We start from the raw sequence: 18,731 nt of genomic DNA, 5'->3' as shown, positions 1-18,731 counted from the left end.
AAACCTGCCCAAAATGCATATATTGAACGCTTAAACCGTACATTCAGAGAAGACGTTTTGGATGCATACCTATTCGGGTCTATAATGGAGGTAAATGCAATGGCTTATGAGTGGCAAATCGATTACAACAGTAATCATCCGCACACATCTTTAAATGGACTTAGTCCTTGGCTATATGCTAAAGAATCTTTAGTCAATTAGAAGGGATTTTATATTTATTAACTGTTTGAAAAAAGGTAAGTCTTCAACCCCAGTATATCTATCTATTACACCTAGCAAAAAAATTATAATTAATCTAAATAAAATAATATTATTTTATCATTTATAAAAAAACAGCCAATACCTGTAATTTTTGATTAATTATGACTCCATTAATAAATAAAGCACAAACAATGTATTTACTGATACTTACGATAAAAAAAACATAAATTCATTAGACATAATAAATATCACCATATAGAGATTTAGATAAAATATTATTAAAACTTGTTAATGAAAATATTTTTAAATACTATTTTTATATATTTTTGTAAAAACATTTAAAAAAATAAATATGAAAAAATACATTTCTATTTTTCTGTTTGCTGCTGCGACTCTAAGCGCACAAGTTGGTATTAACACCTCAACTCCCAACAGTACCCTAGCCGTTAATGGTTCTTTAAGAGCCGGTTATAAAGAAGTCACAGCCACTAGCTATGCTGTTCTTGCTAATGATCACTATATCACTTATAATGGAACAGGTAATACAACATTTACCCTACCGGTTATCGGAACCGGAACAACAAGTTATACGGGAAGGATTTATAAAATCAAGAATATTTCCTCTTCTAACATTACTCTCCAGGCTTCAAGCGGAAATACCCTTCGAATAGATAATACTCCGGTTGCCTCTTTTGTTATTCCTTTAGGAGCTTATGCTGAAGTAGTAAACAATAGTAACACTACAGGCGGAACATGGGATTTGTCTTTCACCGTTCTTCCTAAACCTAGTAATGTGGAGATTTATGGAGCACAACTTACGATCCCACCTCACAGTGGAGCAAGTGCACCGATTGCAGACTGGACAAACCATGCCAACGCCTCTTTTGATACGGGAACAGGTACCGATGCCTGGTGGATCATTAGTAAATCATCTTTTAGCAGTGCATTTGGTAGAACGAATGATACTACAGGTTATACCAACAGTAGTAGAATGACTCTTGTCTATGAATATCAAGGGACAGCATTCAACGTAAGTAATATGTACCCTATTCTTACTGCAGGAAATAATTCAAGTTACCCTGATGTATTTACATCTTCCTTTGTAAGTCTTGCGAATGTGGGTGGAAAAACGAGGCTTACAGTATCTGTTGCCCGTGTAGATTTTATGGGAACTAACGCTGGTAATAGCAGCAACTGGGCCGGTACATTCCTTTTGAACGTCCTTCTTGCTAGAAAATATTAAATAAACGGTAAAGACAATCTTGTAAAATCAATAGATTATCTTCCGCAATCTCTACTCCTTCAATGTGACTATTGAAGGAGTTTCTTTTTTGGATCATTATTTTTTCGTGAATCGACTTATGCTATGCCTCAGATTGTAAAGTATTTTTATACCTTTATTTATCATTTAATCACCATTCAAAAATGTCTATGAAAAAAAATACATTGACCAAAGATAACCTCTGGATGAAAGAACCTGAGGATCATGATTTCCCTGCTGCATTAGACTATCTGGAGCTTCTTTTTACGCCTGATGAAGCACAAAAGATTGTTGAAAATTTAAAAGGGGCAAAAACAATTACCAAAAAATCTAAGGATATTCTTCGTGCCAGCAAACTTGCTCTTCTTCCGGAAACCAATATTCACGTTAAGGAAAACTTGAAAAAGGTAGAAAAGAATAAAAAGCTCTCTCCTATTCTTCTGGTAAGAGGGCAGCATGAGCTTATCATTGCTGATGGTTACCACCGTTTGTGTTGCAGCTACTACCTCACTGAGGATCTAGAAGTTCCTTGCAGGCTGGTATAAATGTCAAGAGTAATTATTCTTTTAGCAGTTTAACAATAGCCTCATCAAATGTTGGATAGAAAAATTTAAATCCTTCTTTAATTAGTTTTCCCGGATATACATTACGGCTTTTCAATAAAAGTTCGGTTTCTGTTTTCATAAAGATAGAAGCAAGTTCTAATTGCCAAACAGAAGCATTCAATCCAACTGGAGATTTGAGTTGCTTTCTTAATGTTCCCATCATGGCTCCATTGGATAATGGAACCGGAGCCGTTATATTGATAGCACCTTCTATATCATCATGTTGAATAATCCATTCTATGGCTCTGCAGAAATCCTCAATATGAATCCAGCTTACCATTTGATTTCCTCTTCCCTGCTTTCCGCCCAATCCTAACTTTGTAATCATTTTCAGCTTGGGAAAAGCTCCACCGTTATTCCCCAGTACAATAGAAGTACGAAGTGCCACTTTTCTTATTCCTTTATCTCTTGTTTTAAAAAACTCTTCTTCCCAACTTTTACATATATTCATTGAAAAATCATCACCAATCACTCCGTTTTCTTCTGTATTCAAATGTTTTTCAGAATGCACATAAATAGTTGCAGAGCTTGCGTTCAACCATATTTTCGGCCGAATAGTACAACCATCAACAGCTTCCTGCAATGCTTTTGTACTGTCAATTCTTGAAGTATAAATTTCTGCTTTGTTCTTTTCGTTATAACGACAATCAACTGATTTTCCTGTAAGATTGATGAGAACATCTGCCTGCTCAAGAATATTTTTCCATTCACCTATGGTTTTAGCATCCCAATAGATTTCATTGTTACGTTTAGGACTACGAGTCAGAATATAAACCTGATCTCCTTTTTCTGTAAAGAATTTTTCTAAGTTTTGGCCGAGAAATCCGGTTCCGGCAGCGATGATTATTTTCATTTTTTTGGTTTTTGGGGTGAGGATGAGATACGAGGTGCGGGATGTGGGTTACGGCGTTTAGAGGGATATGAAGTACAGCTTATTAACTATTCTTTATTTTAAATAATTTTCTGCTTAAAAATATGCTCAAGCCTCCTGCTACAAGATTTTCAATTCCTAAAATAAGAATCAAATACTCAAATTCATTTGTATTGATCTTTTTTTGAAAGTAAAAAATAGGATTATAAAGACCTAATTTAAAAATAGACTGTAAACTACGTTTACCTTATTCTGATGATCAAAAGTTATCTTCTATTCAAATAGAGACAAAAATTGATATGGCATTGATTTTCAAAAAATGTATTTCTTTGTTTTCACTTCTATTTCCGAACCTTCGGCTAGCATGACTGAGATAGGTTTCTGATGATCAAGACCCTCAAAATCTTTACCGTAGATTTTCTGAAAATTGATTTCCAATTGATAATCTTTTACCTGGTAGTAGTCCCATTTTGGATGGCAGACTTCATATTCTGAGGTTTTATTTTCTTTTTTGGTAAAGCCATAATAATGTTCTGTAATGAATTCAAATTCAGAATCAGCTTCCATAGGTTGTGACTTACTCCCTGCTGTAATATGAATGGAATGCCAGCTTTTATCTTTCCATGAATATTGGATCAACAATTCATCTTCTTTATGATGAATCAGATTTTTCATCGGTAAAGTATGATAGTTTTCTTTATAAACAGAGTTTGCAACAAAACTTAAAGCAGGCTTAGGAACAATTTCCTTGATAAAAACCACTCCTCGCTTCCATTCTCCATTTTCATTTTTCTTTACATAAAATCTAAGATTCACTTCTTCAAAATCACGATGAAAAGGAATAGGTAACCCTAATAATCTTGTATTTAAAAACATAAAACCAACTAAGCTTACATAACATTTGCCTTTATAGAAATCCAGCTCTGTACCTTCCGGTAGATATTTTAACAGTATTTCAGGATTGATTTCGTAATTGATGATGGCTAATTTTCGCCATTCTGCTTTTAAAAAATTCATGATGTGTTTTTTTATGGATTATAATTGATTGATATGGATGTACATTGTTGGATTGTTGTGGTATTGGAATTGATATAATTTTATCCTAGGTTAAATCACCACTTCGTTGTTGGAGTTGAGATTTTGATTGTGATGATGGGTTTGTTGATTCTGCGGTTGTTTTAATTAATTTGTTTCTTTCCAAAAGGAATTTTGTGAGATAATTTTTAAGGTATAGTGTATTGAATATTTTTCCTATTATGCCTAATGGAGATTCAAAATCAAAAATATCGATCATCAGTGTTTTACCTTCTATCGTTTTAAAAATATGCTGATGATGCAATGATTTGAAGGCTCCTTTCTGCATTTCGTCTGTAAATTGACCGGGCTTTTTCATACTGATAATTTTTGTGGTAAGGTTTTGATATACACCCAAATGTTTTGCTCTCCAGGTTACGGTTTCATTTTCTTCAATCAAACCGGATGTACGTCCGGCAATTGCTTTTTCATGAGTTTGTGAGGTTGACTGCTGATGCAGATCTATATTTCTTGCTAAATCAAAAACGATTTGAATATCGGCGTTGATCAAGGTTTCTAAATAAATTCTGGACATTTCAATATTTTTTTAATGTAATCCAATAAATGTTTTTACTGATTCTCTTCATTATTTTTACATGGTTGCCACAATAATGATAATTAGAGCTGTTAATCTGAACAGTATCCATGAAATACTGGGAAAATAATTCAGATTTAATAGACTGCATCTTCTCAAATGCTCAAGAAACATAATAAGAACAACAATTCCGAAATAGATGAGATAGAAAATCGGAGCTAAGCTGATCCATAAAAGAGGTATTAAAAGCAAAGTTCCTATTAGTGAAACGGTCATCATATTTCCGAGATAATCCCAAATTTTATCTTTAAGATAGCTTTTTAAAAAGAGAGTCTGCCAAACGATCTGACCAAGACAAACAGCGAATTCCCTCAGAAAATTTTGTTCTAAATTAAAATCCAGCTTCAAGGAAAATTGACTTAAGATATATGCTGAAAAAATAACAACAAAACTGATGTATGCCACTCTGTATTTCAGATTAAAATCCGGAACACATGATTGTTCTGTATAGTCTTTTGAGGAAGGAATAATCTGTTTTCTATTGTAAGAAACAAAGGAATACAGTTTTTGAAAAAACCAATACAGAGGTTTTGTCCGAGCAATTTTTGCCAACAATGGAAAAGAGTTTCCAATGATAAGGAGGAGACTGTCTAATCCGTAAACGACTTCATTTTTGTTGTGATCTACCAAAGCAATTTCATTTTTTGCACGTTTGAAGTCTATCAGTATTTTATTTTTCACTGAAAGTTCTGTAAAAGCTTCTCTTCCATCTTCATCCAGCATTCCGTATTTAGTAAAACCTTTGGAATAGAGATTACACATCGGACATTCATTGTCGTAGATTAATGTGTGGTTTTTGAGCGTTTTCATAATTGTGATTTTAAAGGTTTAAAAAGTCTCCTCTAGTCCTCTTTTTCTGTATTTTAAAAGTAAAATACATCCAGATTCTAAAGATTAATGTTTTCATTACTTGCCATTTTTTCTTTGTTCAATGCGTGTTTACGTCCTTTCAGGAATAGCAACAGATTCAAAAGCATCATTATTCCTAAATAAATTGAAAACCCTCCAATCTTTTTACTCAACGCTACCACCAGCCTTTCTACCGTTTCAATTTGAAAAAACTCAATGATACACAGAGCAAAACCAATGTTCAGAAGATAAAAACCAATCTTAAAAAGGGAATTTGTTGCCATTGCAATGTCTTTTTTCTGGTGGAAAATATCAATCATAAATGCTTTTGAATTTTTGAACAGAAACTGAGATACCAAGACTGTAAGGGTAATTACAATAGGTAAATAGATCATGTAAGCAGAAAAATTATACGTGGTGGTTAAAACTGTAAGTGCCATAATAGTATTATTTAAAGGTTAGCTTTTTTCTCAAAAAATAAAGGGTAAAAATGTTCATATAATGCAACCCACATAATATCAGCGTGATATAACCAATACGCACTGTTGTTATCTTTATCATTTCTTCTATACTGTCTATCTTCCCCCAAGTAGTAAGGCTTATTGCGATATATCCCAGATTCAATAGATAGTAACACCCAAGAAGAATCCTATTGATCGTAAGGCAGAGATTTTCGTCGTGCAACAAATATTTCAAATATGCTTTTCCCGCCTGGTAGCATCTTCTTCCCACGTCAATGGTAATGTAAGAGCAGATGCTGAGAAAGAACAGGTATGAAACAATATTAAACATTTTAAAAATATTATATTTTCAGTAATTTATGAAAGTTTAATTGAAATAAAAAAGGATTCTCATCCCTTTTCATTCTATTTCAGCAGGTTGGTAATTTTTCCTACCAGCCAGTGATCATCACTTTTTATCGCCAGATCCATAATGTTGTTGATCTTCCCGGTGACAGAACTAAAATCATCCATTAATTTGATAAATTCTTTGGCTTCTTCCGAATCGTTATCTTCAATATTCCTTAGTTCTTCAAGAAAGGAAATGACAGGTTCAATCTCTCTTTTTCTGCGTTCTTTGGTAATTTGTTTGAAAAGGTACCACACATCTTTTTCTGCAACAAAGTATTCTTTACGATCTCCTTTTATAAATTCTTTTCTTACAATACCCCAGTCAATTAAAGCACGGAGATTCATATTGGCATTTCCTCTTGAAATTTCCAGTTGTTCCATCACCTCATCTGTTGACAATGGTTTGCCACTCGCTAAAAGTAATGCATGTACCTGCGCCATGGTACGGTTTATTCCCCAATTGGTCGCAAAGGTTCCCCAGGTTTGAATGTATTTTTCTTTAGCTTCTGAAAGTTGCATTTTGTTTATACTTTAAATTTCTGATACAAATGTAATTATAATTTTTGAATTTTCAATAATTTTTGAAAATAAAATTACAAATTCTCACAATATCATACAAGCAATTGATTTATAATATTTTACTAATTAGAAAACACATCCTAATACAAGAAATAAAAAGCCGTTTCAAATGTATGAAACGGCTTTAAGAGGTTAATGGACAAGAATATCAGCCACAAAGATCCTATGGATTAGCTGCTTTATAACTCTCAACAAGTCTTATAAATTCAGCTCTATACCCTTCTGCATCTGTATTCTTTCCATCTTTTGCCAAATTCTCTATATTTTTCAGATCTTTACTTTTTATGAGTTTAGAATCTCTTAAAACGAGCCCAAACCATGCTACAGAGGAGGCAAATTTAAAATCCGGGCTCACTTTTGATTCTGATAAGGCTTCTTTTTTAATCACTTCAGTTATTTCCTTGCTGGTCTCTTCACCTGGCTTCTTATAGCGGAATTTAATCGTTGCCAACTCATTCCCAAAGTTTTTTGTACTAAAAGAGGATGAATACTTCAGATTGGTATCTTTAGGGAGAAACTCAGATTTTACATCTGCTGGAATAATCTCATATAAAGCAGTAACCGTATGCCCACTTCCTAATTCTCCAGCATCTATTTTATCATCGATAAAATCTTCATTTCTTAACTTTCTGTTTTCGTATCCGATTAAACGGTAAGATTGTACAAATTCCGGATTAAATTCAATCTGAATCTTTACATCTTTGGCTATGGTATACATACTTCCTGCAAATTCTCGCCCCAGAAATTTATTAGCTTCCTGCATATTATCAATATAAGCATAGTTTCCATTGCCTTTATCTGCCAGGGTTTCCATTTTATTATCTTTAAAATTTCCCATTCCATATCCCAAACAGGTAAGGAAAATTCCGGTTTTTCTTTTTTCTTCTATTAACTTTTCAAGACCTCCTGTAGAAGAAACTCCTACATTAAAATCTCCATCTGTTGCCAGCACTACCCTATTATTTCCTCCTTTTATAAAGTTTTCCCGTGCTACTTTATAGGCTAGCTCAATTCCTTCTCCGCCTGCTGTACTTCCCCCTGCCTGCAAATCATCTAAAGCTTTAATAATTTTGGCTTTCTCACCTGCAGAAGTGGATGGTAAAACAACGCCTGCACTCCCTGCATATACAACGATTCCTACCTTATCTTTAGGACGAAGCTGGCTTAATAAAATTTTAAGAGAAGATATTAATAATGGCAGTTTATTTTCTGCATTCATAGATCCTGAAACATCAATCAGGAAAACAATATTGGAAGCTGGCGCATTATCCATCGGAATATTTTTCCCCTGCAATCCGATCTTAAGTAATTTGTGTTTCGGATTCCATGATGCGTCTCCATATTCAGTATTAATAGAAAAGGGTTGATTATTTTTAGGTTGTGGATAATCATATTTAAAATAATTAAGCATTTCTTCCACTCTCACGGCATCTTTATCTACTTTACTTCCATAATTAATCATTCTTCTGATATTGGAATAGGAAGCATTGTCTACATCAATAGAAAATGTGGATAAGGGTTGTTTTTTGGTTAATTCAAACGGATTTTCAACCAATGCAGTATATTCTTCACTATCATAATCAATAGTTTTTTGAATCTTTTTAGTAGTCTTTTTGCTTTCCTTATTTACTCCAATCCGAGTATTATAGATCTTTCCGGGAGCAATGTATGATCTCTCATCATATGAAACTTCCATTGCGACCACCGATTTCGGTTTTGGACAGCCATTATACTCTGGTAACCCCGGAACTGTAGGGCAGGCATCGTCTTTATCCAGTACTCCATCACCATCTGTATCTGGCCATGGACAGCCATTATTATCTATAGGCCCGGCTACTGTAGGACAGGCATCATCTTTATCAATCACACCATCTCCGTCTGTATCAGGCCATGGGCAGCCATTATTCTCTATAGGCCCGGCCACCTCGGGGCACTGATCTTCTTTATTGGGGGTTCCGTCCTGATCTTTATCTTTTCTGATACTGTATGTTTTGGTTTCTTTTGATGATTCTGAAGCTTGTTGAGTTTTACAGCTTACCAATAAAGCAAGCCCTAACATCGTGATAATAGTTTTTTTCATGCGTTATAAATTTCGGAGGGAAATTATTAAAATTTATTCAAATGGATTTGAAAGTTTAAAGGGTGAGAAATTGGAGGCTGGAAGAAGGAAGTTGATTATTGGTTGATCGCCCCTGAGTCTCATAACTCCAGCCTCTGGCTTCCATCTTTCTCCTCTTTTCTATGGTTGAATTTCAGTTTTTATACCTTGGTTCCAATATTTAGCTTTGGGCATATAATAAAGATAAACACTGCTTGATTTTCCTGTATAAGACCCTGCAAACTCTACTTTCAGATCAAGATTGATGGTTTTTGTTTCTTCGGCACCAAAATGCTCCCAATACAACACCAGATAATTATCAAAGATCTCATAGTAAGAAATTTGTTTTTTATCTATTAAATCTTTCAATAAAGCGTTTTGTAGCGTTAATCCTGCTGGAATACCAATTTTAGCAACAGTCATTGGTAATTGATTGTTTATTTTGTTTTTAATAGTGACTGTCATTCGGTTGGTTTCGCCTACTTTAGCATTTTCAGACTTTAATGCTGTATTCATTATCAAAGGAATATCAGCACTTGCCGGAGCTTGTAAAGTATAATATTGGTATTCTAATTTATAAAGAAGCCCTTTTTCTGACGGATAACTTATATTGATTTTATTACTCCCTGTTTTATAAGCTGATGCAATGCTTATACCGGATAATACTGAAGCATTATTTACTTTAATCGCTGGTCTATCCGTTTTATATAATTTTTCATTTTTTATAAAGAACTGAGATAGCGCCTGTAAAGACAGACCTGTTGCCTGGGTAGAGCCAAAGCCGTAATTACCGTTGCAATCCATAAGTTGATCTGCCACTTGTGCAATAGTCTGCTGATTGAGGCTTTCATCTTTCTGAAGAGCCATCATATACAATGAAAGCATTTCTGCTTTTGCAGAATTTCCTCCTGATCCGGTAAAAGTAGTCTCGGTCTTAAATTTCTGATCATCAAACTGTTTATTTAAAGCCAACATCAGATTATCATAGTCTTTATGTTTTCCAAGATTAGCAGAAGCGTTAGCCAATAAAGCCAACTGATAAGAATCTTTTTTCAACAGAGCTCTTTTCAGCATTATCTGGTAAGAATCTTCAATTTCATTTGTAAAGCCCAGTTGCGACAACGCATAAAGAACATACATATTTCTGGCCCAATAATATTCGGAATAAACTTCTGTTTTAGATTCGTAATACTTTCGCACTTCGAAGAGTCCGTTCCCACTTTTCTTTGAGAAAATAAATGAAGATAATCCTTGAATTAACTTCGGATCAACAACTATATGTTTCTTCAAGTCTGTAAATTCAAGTAAGGCAAATGCCGACAGAGATACATCTGATTCAGTGCTGTTGAAGTACCCTACTCCACCATCTTTGTTTTTATAGCTCATCATTTTCTGGAAGCCTTTTTTCAGGTTTCTAACCACAAGACTTTCCGTAGAACTGTCAATCTTTTTGCTTAGCTTCAGGTAATCCAGAATAAAAATATTAGGATAAATGGTTGAGGATAATTGTTCGAAACATCCATGAGGTTCTTTCTTTAGCTTTTCAATATCTTCAAACATTTTCATGGCAGCATTTTCAAAGACATAGTACGAAGAATACAAGCTTCCATTGATATACTCCGGAATAGTAACCTGAATTTCTCTTGTCTTATTATCTATTACTGAAAACTGGTGCAGAAACCCTTTCTCTTCAACCTTAAACGGAAGGATCATCGTTTCTCTGAAGTCTCCTGATCTTATGATGAACTGAATATTTGAGTCTACCACTTCATCGGTTTGTATTTTAACAAATAGTCTTCCTGCTTCAAGAGGATTTAAAGTAATCAGACTGTCTGATGATATCAGTTTTACATGGTTGGGAACAACAACATCCATTGTCATTTTTCTGATCTCCTTTGAATTGTTTTTAATGACTACAGGAATAAGCATTTCATCTGTTCGGGTCAGATACTGCGGAATCTTAGCATCCATGAAAATCAGGCTTTGCGCTGCATAAGTGGTTTCATCTCGTCCTATAAGTCCGGATGCTGATATTCCTTCTGTCATCACTCTGAATGTGGAATTGGCATCAGAATTATAAAATTCAACTTTTGCCTTTCCGTTTTTATCTGTTTCTACGACAGGATTCCAATAAAGGGCATCTCTATAGTCGAATCTATAGGAAGTATTGGTTGTTTTATATTCCGGATAAGCGAATTTCTTACTTTCTAAATAATTGGTAAGAGCACTCCATGGAATCGTCATTGCAGCAAAATAAGAGGTGGGAGTAATATCTACCTTATTCTGTGATCTGTTATTAGAAAAAGAATTAATAATCACAACACCATTGGCGGCTCTGCTTCCGTAAATAGTCGTTGCTGCAGCATCTTTCAGTACAGTAACGCTATTAATATCATTGGGATTAATGGTGGTATTAAAGTTTTCTACGGGAACTCCGTCTACCACAAATAATGGACTTTTATTAGGTATTGATGCAGCTCCTCGGATCACCACATTTCCTTTCTGACGTTCTCCTGCAGGAGTAATAACCAGCCCAGCGACTTTTCCCTGTAATACTGATTCATAATTGGAATCCTTAATTTCAGAATTTCCCGTAATGCTTACTGAGGAAGTAAGGTTCTTATTCTGCGCAGATCCATATCCTACAAAAACAACTTCTTCAATCTGCTGGCCGGAAGAAGTGATTGTATCCTTAGCTTTTACAGAAGGGCTTACAGGTCGTTTTATTATTTCTTTGGGGGTTTCTTTAATTTCAGCTTCTTTTATAATCTCTTCTGCATCAATATTAGCTAGTTTTTGCTTGACAAGTGGATTAATCTCAAGTTTATATGACAGAATTCTGATGTTTACTTTATAACGAGGTTTCAATGACTTAGCGATTAGCTTATAAGAATTCCTGAATCCCATCCCCGAAAAATAAAACTGACCGTTTTCTGTAGTTGTTTGTTTAAGAATCTGACCTTTGTTAGTCTCTACAAGAAAGACATTGGCTTTTACGGGCTTTTTATTTTCATCTTCAACGACTCCATACACTGTCCCTTTTTTTTCCGGAAGATATTTGTATTTACCTGTTTTAACAATCTCAGGAATAGGTTCAAAATATCTATATCCGTTCGTCAACATGACAAGATCCAGACTTTTATCTGCTTTTTCTTCTTTTTTATCGAAATAAAACTGAGGTTTTTCAATCTTTCCTTTCAATTCAGAATCCATCAATAGCCACGAAATAATATGATTTTGTTTATCATCTGCATACGTCCAAAGTTTATCATCTACAACGCTTATGGCCATATTTGCAGGAATAGGTTTATTGTTTTTGTCTGTGGTTTCAACATCAAGGATCACCTTTTCCCTTGGCTGGTAATACTCTTTTACAGGCTTTACCTTTATATTCATCTGCTGATCTTTATTGGTAAAAACAATACGTTCTGCCAAAGGAATATTATTTTCAAACACCGTAAATCGGCAAATCCCTACAGAGAAATCTTTTTCCAGTAATTCAAATAAGTTGATCCCTTTTTTCAAAGACATTTCTTTGCTGTACATTTCTTTTTCACGGAAAAATCCTTTTAAAACAATATTCCTGTTCTGTGTAGAAACTGTTTTAAATAAAAGCATCCCGTTTTCTTTTTTGATATTCAAAATCAAACCTTCGGTTTTAGCTACAGGAAGTTGATAAACCTGGTTTATATTTTCAGGTTTTACCACTTTTGCATAATACGTTTCTCCCATTTTGGGTGTAAATAAAAAGCTGCCCATCCCGAAATTATATGTGAAAATCTCGGACATTTTTTCATGCTTCTGATTATAAATTCCTAAAACTGCGTCTACAGGTTTTTCGAATTCATCCAGTATTTTAAAAGCTATATTCTGTTCTATATCATTAATAAAAGTTCCTCCTTCAGGTAAAAATTTCACATCCAGATTGTTCAATACAATAGGGATATTTCTTGAGATAGATTCTGTAAATCCGTCAAAATTAACTTTGATATTCAAAAGAGCATCAGAGGATTTCAATACCTGCGGAAGCTTGAATTGCAAAAGCTTTTTTCCTTCTTTATCTGTAATAAGTTTACCTTCTGTAATCGTTTCTCCATTATGGGTTACCACATAGTCTGCTTCATAAAAAGGGATTGGTAAATTACTCAAGCTTCTCATTGAAAAATCTGCGGTTACCAGATCTCCGGGGCCATATCCTTTTTTAGGAAAATCAAGCTTCATCAGAACTCTGGGAGACACTACTTTTTGTAAGGTAATTTCTTTTTCAAAAGCATTTTTCCCATCTTCATTTTGCATCCAATTGGTATAGGCTCTTATCTTATAAATCCCACCCTTCATCTCATGACCAAAGGAGAAATATCCTTCAGCATATCCATTATTTATCTCATGTTTTGATTTTTTCAAAACACTTCCGGCGGGATCAATAATTTCAAAATTAACTGCTTTACTATCTTCTGCAGGAAGATTGTTTTTCCCTTGAACTACGTATATTTTAAAGTACATATCTTCACCGGGTTTATAGAAAACATGGTTGGTTTGGATATATGTTTTTTCTTTTTCAAAATCCTGAAATGACTGCTGAGCTTTTAAGCATAAGGATGAAAGCAATAGGCTCAATAATATGATATATGATGTAAATTTGAAATTCATGGGTTAAAATTTGAATGAAACAATGCAACCAAATGCTTTAAAAGACGGAAGATTAAAGAAGTCCAGGCCTCTTCCATTGTCTGTATCATAAAAACTCTGATTAGGATCTACTCCTTTATTCGCCTGCCAAAGCATAATATTGTCTACATATAAAGTAATACTCATAGATCGTTGGCTATTATTCAAAGGAAAATTCTTGGATAAAGAGATATTATTAATCCTTATGTGATCTGCTTTTTGAACATAGTTTTCTGCAACACCGAGATATCCATATCTTGACCATCTGTTTTCGTGAACATTTTGATTGGGATTGTAAAAATCTACTGGAGTCTGATTGCTATTACCATTAGCCAATACTCCCTGAAAAATATAATTCTTACTATTTCGTTCTTCTCCTGACTCATAGGAACGTCCGTAATAATCCAAAACAGCCTGAGTTCCGTTCCAGATCTGGCCCCCTTTTTTCCATTCCCAATTGATATCCAAAGACCATTTTCCATAAGTCAAATTATGGTTGAATTTCATGACAAAATCCGGAGTTGGATCAGCAATAACCTTCGTCCCATTAGCTTTTTTAGGAAAACCAAAATCATCAATGATCAGCTGTCCATCAGCATTTCTTTCAAAATAACTTCCCATTACAGCTCCTAGAACCTGCCCTTCCGTCAGCGTTTTATAAACATCCTGAAATCCAGCAACTGCCCAGTTATTATATCCTGGTATCACGCGATCCACAATATCTTTGTATTTGAAAAATGAAATTTTATTGGTGATAAAAAAATCATGTGCCAGATACAACCTATCATAGGCAAAATTAAATTCATATCCGCTATATGTATGATCTGCCATATTTCTTACTTTCAATTGATTGTTATCAAATACAGGGAAAACATCGCCCATACTTCTTCTGTTAAAATATTCCCCTTCAAGACTAATGTTGTATCCATAATTTATCTTTCCGCCTATTTTCCACTCTTTTGTATTGATATTAGACAAGCCTTTAAAGCTTTCAACCTCCCGCACGGGAAAATATCTGTAATAGTTTTCAGCCTTCAGTAATGTGGTAGCATAAGAGGCATATGATCTTGTTATCTCAGGTTCTGAACTCAACTGACTATACCCTCCTGTGACTTTAAAATCAAACATATTCCAGTCAAAAATATCCTTAAAGAGAAGATAACCTGTGGCTTTGGGAAGCCAATAGGCATTTTTATCTGATGTATTGGAGATATAAAAGGCGTTTCCCAGATTAAAATCCGCCTCAAAATCATTAGATTTTATACCCATATTATAATTGAAAACATAATCCTGAGAAGTTCTTTGATAGATCTGCTTTTGATTAATCAAGCTATTGTAAACATCAGATTTTATATCATTTAGAATAAAATTAAGGCTGAAAATATTTTTAAAATTATAGTTACCCAATTCATACTTCCCTTGTATATTGGAATGGTACAGCCTATTATTTTGTTCCCTTTCATTGATGATCCCGTTGCTAAATCCATAAACAGATGGGTGATATTGATCCTGGTTCCAAAGAAAATTACTTTCATAGGACTGAATAATATTGAGTTTAAAATCGCCAAAGGTTTTATCAATATTGACCCCGAATTGCCTCTGACGGTTTTGATAACGGTACTTTTTATCCTGTACAAAAAGAAATGTAGGATTATCAGCATATTGACTATAGCTTCGTTGTCTTCCATTATCCAAAAAGGTCTGCTGTGCATTCGCAAATGAAATAGGAGTCAATAAGGAATTTTGATATGCTCTATTGAAAAGCCCTATCCTGTTGGTATTGGTTGCTTTATTATCTTCGTAATTAAATGAAAACTTCAGCATATACCCACCCAGATCCATATTCAACTTTGTTTTAATGGAATTGTTTAGATTAAATTGGTCAATAAAATACAGTTGATTTTTCTGTTGTCTCAGATCCAACGATAGGCGAAGAAAATCTTTATACCCTTGTTTTATGGCAGTATTGATATTAAGCTGATTGTTATATCCAACCATGGTTTTAAACAAATCATTATGATAAACTTTTGCCTGTTTGAGACCATCCGCTAACGGAACCAATCTGCCGTTGTGATCATACTGATAGGAAAGTCCATCAAAAGCTAGTGTAGAAATATCTGGCCCAAAGCTAAACATCTCATTGGTTTCAGGGCCATTCCAAATAAGACTTCCGTTATCAGATCTTCCCTGTACATATTTGTTTTGAAGAGCAGGAAGTGCATTATGACTTTTCACTTCCATAGAAGAAGTGAAGCCTCCGTTCAATAATAACGTCCATCTCCTTTGTTCTTTCAGGAGATAAGTACTGTCTTTTTTCTGTTTCAGCTTCCTTACCGTACTAAAAGATCTATCAGATTCTGTGTTTAGAAATGTTGGTGCATTATCAATATTAAATATATCCTTATCTTTTCTTGATACCAGACTGTCATAAGCTTTACTGTAAACCTTTTGTACATATCTTTTCTCTACCTGATTCTCTAAAAGGTTTTTAAGTTCCTTCAGCTGATAAGATTCAACAATCCTGGTACTTTTCCCTTGATTCCATACTAAGGTATCATAAGGTTTAGCTGCAATGATTGCAGTTCCTTCGGTATCTGTCAACTCATAGACACCGCTGCTTTTATTGTAGACTTTTAAAAAATTCTGTGGCTTATTTTTATGATCGAAAAATTTCCCTGAATAATATAAGTTCGAGTTTTGTGCCTGTAATACCGTAATAGTAAACGGCAACAGCAGTAAATAGTTTTTTCTCATCTTCATGGTAATAGGTACTAAAATAAAGAAAAAGAAACTTCCGAGGAAATTTCTTATTTCTTTTTCAAATTAATTTTTAATGACCTTAAAAGTCTCCCAGTTATTATTCATCTGAATGCGAACCAAATAAATACCTTGGGGATATGAAGTCATGTCAATTGTGTTCTTACCTTCTTCTAAATTTTCTTTCCGCATGATAATTTTTCCTGCCAGGTCATAGATATATAATTCTTCAATCTTATGAACTGTTCTTATTTTGATCATTCCTTTTGTTGGATTAGGGAAGATCACTGTTTTTATATTCACCTGTTGATCAATCTCCTTCTCCATTTTCTTATTGATATTCTCATTTGAGATACCTTTTGTACATTCCGGGAGAGTAGCTCTTTGAAGAATCAGTCTTAGCAAAAGCCCGTTAAGCTTCTCTACTTCATAAGAGTCTATGGTTGGTTTAATATGGTTATTTCCTATTCCACTATCATTGGTAAGGAAAGTATATGTTCCGTTCGTAAGCAATGCAAACGTTCTCATTAAATATTCTGTTTCCTTATTGGTATCACTGGCTGCCAAAGGAATAATTGTAATCCCTTTTTGGGCTGCCTTCTTTATTTTATCATACAGTTTCTGAATATTCTCTTGGGACTGATGTGGCGGTGCATCCAGAATCAGAAACATAATCTTAGTTGAATTCCCCGGGCTCCATGTTAATTCATCAATGGAAACCTGTAATGCTTCTACTACTGCTTCAGGGGTATCACCTCCTCCCGCTGCTTTTTGCTGTTTAATGAATTGAATTAGGTTCTCAGCTTTATCAGAAAAATCAAATTTCCTGGTGATATATTCATCTCCTTTGTCTCTGTAAAATACAGATCCGTATCTAATTTCAGAATTTTCCAGATTGGTTTCTACTTTTCTCAGAACATCCAATAATTCAGATTGCAGGTAAGAAATTTCATCCCCCATTGATCCTGTGGCATCCACTACAAAGGCAAGATCCAATTTTTGTTTTTCCAGACAAGGTCTATCCAACACAAACAAATTCTGACCATTTTTAAACTCACGAACTTCATTACTGATTATTTGCCCTGAAGCATCTGAGATAAAATATTTTGTAGAGTTTGAAGACTCCCCATCCATTGGACTGATCCATAATTCAGCATTTCCTAAATTGTCTGAAACAGCTTCCCAGATCACATTTTTCTTATCATCCAATAACTTTATTCTTTCTCCGATTACAGGCTTTTTATCTCTATTGGTCAGCTGAACAGACACTCTCTTGTCTGGATAGAATTTCCATGTTTTTTTGTATTGTTCCAGGCTTGGAACAGCTATATCTTTCCAGTAACTCCATTTAGAAAAATCATTCACTTCTCCTGCTGTGAGCTGTCCTGCTTTAGGAAGATCCTTCTCTTTTTCTACAGGCTTTTTCTCTAATTCTTTTAGACTTTTTAAATATAATTCTTCCAGCCTTGCCTTTTCAGCTCGTCGTAAACGTTTGGTTTTTACAACAATTACGCCATTCGACGCTCTGCTTCCATATAATGCTGATGATGCTTCTGGTTTCAAAACATTCATCTCTTTAATACGTTCCGGATTAATCTCCTTTAAAGCTTCTGTTGTGGTAGGAATTCCATTCACCACTACTAAAGGCTGCTTGGTATTTGTATTGATGCTGCTCATTCCTCTTATCCGTATATCAGTATCTTTTCCAGATTTAGAGACTGATAGTCCTGGTACGGTTCCGCTTAACATATCTGAAACCGTACTGACACTTGAAGCGGTAGTAGTAGTCATTTTTTTAATGCCATACCCTGTGATGGCAACCTCCTCAATACTCTTAATACCGTCAGAAGTCTCCAGATGGCGTTCAATCGCTGGTGGTGCATCTACAGACAGAATGTTGGGGACTTTTGGTGGCTCTGGAATAAGAGTAGTATAGACAATCGGTTTTTCGGCAAGAGTACTTTTTTTATTTTTCTCTTTCTGAATATTCTTTTTCGTTATCTCATCTATTTTCGCAATATGAGTATCAACAGGAGTTTTCTCTACTGAAGGTTTAGTTTCTACTATTGAAGATTTTACAGGTTCTCCTATTTCTTTTTTATTCAGAAAATACAATGCCCCCAACCCTATCATCAGACTGGCTGCAATTCCGTAGGGAAACCAAAGAGGAATATTTCTCTTTTTATCTTTTTTATGATCTAATTTTTCTTCAACTTTTGTCCACACTTTTTCAAAACCAGGAAAAACTGTTGGTTCTTCTGAAAGCTTGGAAGCTTCACTGAATTGTTGATCTATATGATTATTTTCCATTGTTGTAAAAGT

13 protein-coding genes are annotated in these 18,731 nt (G+C 34.4%); 3 read left to right on the top strand and 10 right to left on the bottom strand.

Features of this window, described 5'->3' with window-relative positions; translation table 11 throughout:
• The 3 genes from GTR01_RS23805 to GTR01_RS23795 all read left to right on the top strand — a co-directional run.
• The coding region (locus GTR01_RS23805) for an integrase core domain-containing protein (protein WP_160136626.1) at positions 1-201 on the top strand (201 nt) is incomplete at its 5' end.
• Between the two features lie 352 nt (positions 202-553).
• On the top strand, positions 554-1,444 hold the full coding sequence (locus tag GTR01_RS23800; RefSeq protein WP_160140203.1) for a hypothetical protein: 891 nt from the start codon (positions 554-556) through the stop codon (positions 1,442-1,444).
• Positions 1,445-1,632: 188 nt separating this feature from the next.
• Positions 1,633-2,007: a hypothetical protein gene (locus tag GTR01_RS23795; protein WP_160140202.1), complete on the top strand. Its 375-nt coding sequence runs from the start codon at positions 1,633-1,635 to the stop codon at positions 2,005-2,007.
• Between the two features lie 13 nt (positions 2,008-2,020).
• On the opposite strand, the gene GTR01_RS23790 is transcribed toward GTR01_RS23795, so the two are convergent.
• The 10 genes from GTR01_RS23790 to GTR01_RS23745 form a co-directional block, all read right to left on the bottom strand.
• Positions 2,021-2,920, bottom strand: a complete 900-nt coding sequence (locus GTR01_RS23790; protein WP_160140201.1) for a TIGR01777 family oxidoreductase — start codon at positions 2,918-2,920, stop codon at positions 2,021-2,023.
• A gap of 330 nt (positions 2,921-3,250) precedes the next feature.
• The gene (locus GTR01_RS23785) at positions 3,251-3,955 is read right to left on the bottom strand and encodes a YqjF family protein (protein WP_160140200.1); all 705 of its coding nucleotides are present in this window, start codon (positions 3,953-3,955) and stop codon (positions 3,251-3,253) included.
• Between the two features lie 85 nt (positions 3,956-4,040).
• Positions 4,041-4,547, bottom strand: a complete 507-nt coding sequence (locus GTR01_RS23780) for an SRPBCC family protein (RefSeq protein WP_160140199.1) — start codon at positions 4,545-4,547, stop codon at positions 4,041-4,043.
• 57 nt (positions 4,548-4,604) lie between these two features.
• Positions 4,605-5,417, bottom strand: a complete 813-nt coding sequence (locus GTR01_RS23775) for a DCC1-like thiol-disulfide oxidoreductase family protein (protein WP_160140198.1) — start codon at positions 5,415-5,417, stop codon at positions 4,605-4,607.
• A gap of 77 nt (positions 5,418-5,494) precedes the next feature.
• A complete protein-coding gene (locus GTR01_RS23770) occupies positions 5,495-5,896 on the bottom strand; it encodes a hypothetical protein (RefSeq protein ID WP_160140197.1) in 402 nt (133 codons plus the stop codon).
• Positions 5,897-6,322: 426 nt separating this feature from the next.
• Positions 6,323-6,826, bottom strand: coding sequence for a GbsR/MarR family transcriptional regulator (locus GTR01_RS23765; RefSeq protein WP_123910884.1), 504 nt, complete (start codon positions 6,824-6,826; stop codon positions 6,323-6,325).
• A 223-nt stretch (positions 6,827-7,049) separates the two neighbouring features.
• Entirely contained in the window at positions 7,050-8,966 is a 1,917-nt protein-coding gene (locus GTR01_RS23760) for a YfbK domain-containing protein (protein WP_160140196.1), read from the bottom strand.
• 159 nt (positions 8,967-9,125) lie between these two features.
• A complete protein-coding gene (locus GTR01_RS23755) occupies positions 9,126-13,634 on the bottom strand; it encodes a TonB-dependent receptor plug domain-containing protein (protein WP_160140195.1) in 4,509 nt (1,502 codons plus the stop codon).
• Positions 13,635-13,637: 3 nt separating this feature from the next.
• Positions 13,638-16,412: a hypothetical protein gene (locus tag GTR01_RS23750; protein WP_160140194.1), complete on the bottom strand. Its 2,775-nt coding sequence runs from the start codon at positions 16,410-16,412 to the stop codon at positions 13,638-13,640.
• A 63-nt stretch (positions 16,413-16,475) separates the two neighbouring features.
• Entirely contained in the window at positions 16,476-18,719 is a 2,244-nt protein-coding gene (locus tag GTR01_RS23745) for a TonB-dependent receptor plug domain-containing protein (protein WP_160140193.1), read from the bottom strand.
• Positions 18,720-18,731: the final 12 nt, after the last annotated feature.

Source organism: Chryseobacterium sp. c4a (assembly GCF_009900745.1).
Classification (GTDB): domain Bacteria; phylum Bacteroidota; class Bacteroidia; order Flavobacteriales; family Weeksellaceae; genus Chryseobacterium.
Note: the sequence above shows the minus strand (reverse complement) of the source record. Positions and strands in the feature narration are given on the sequence as shown.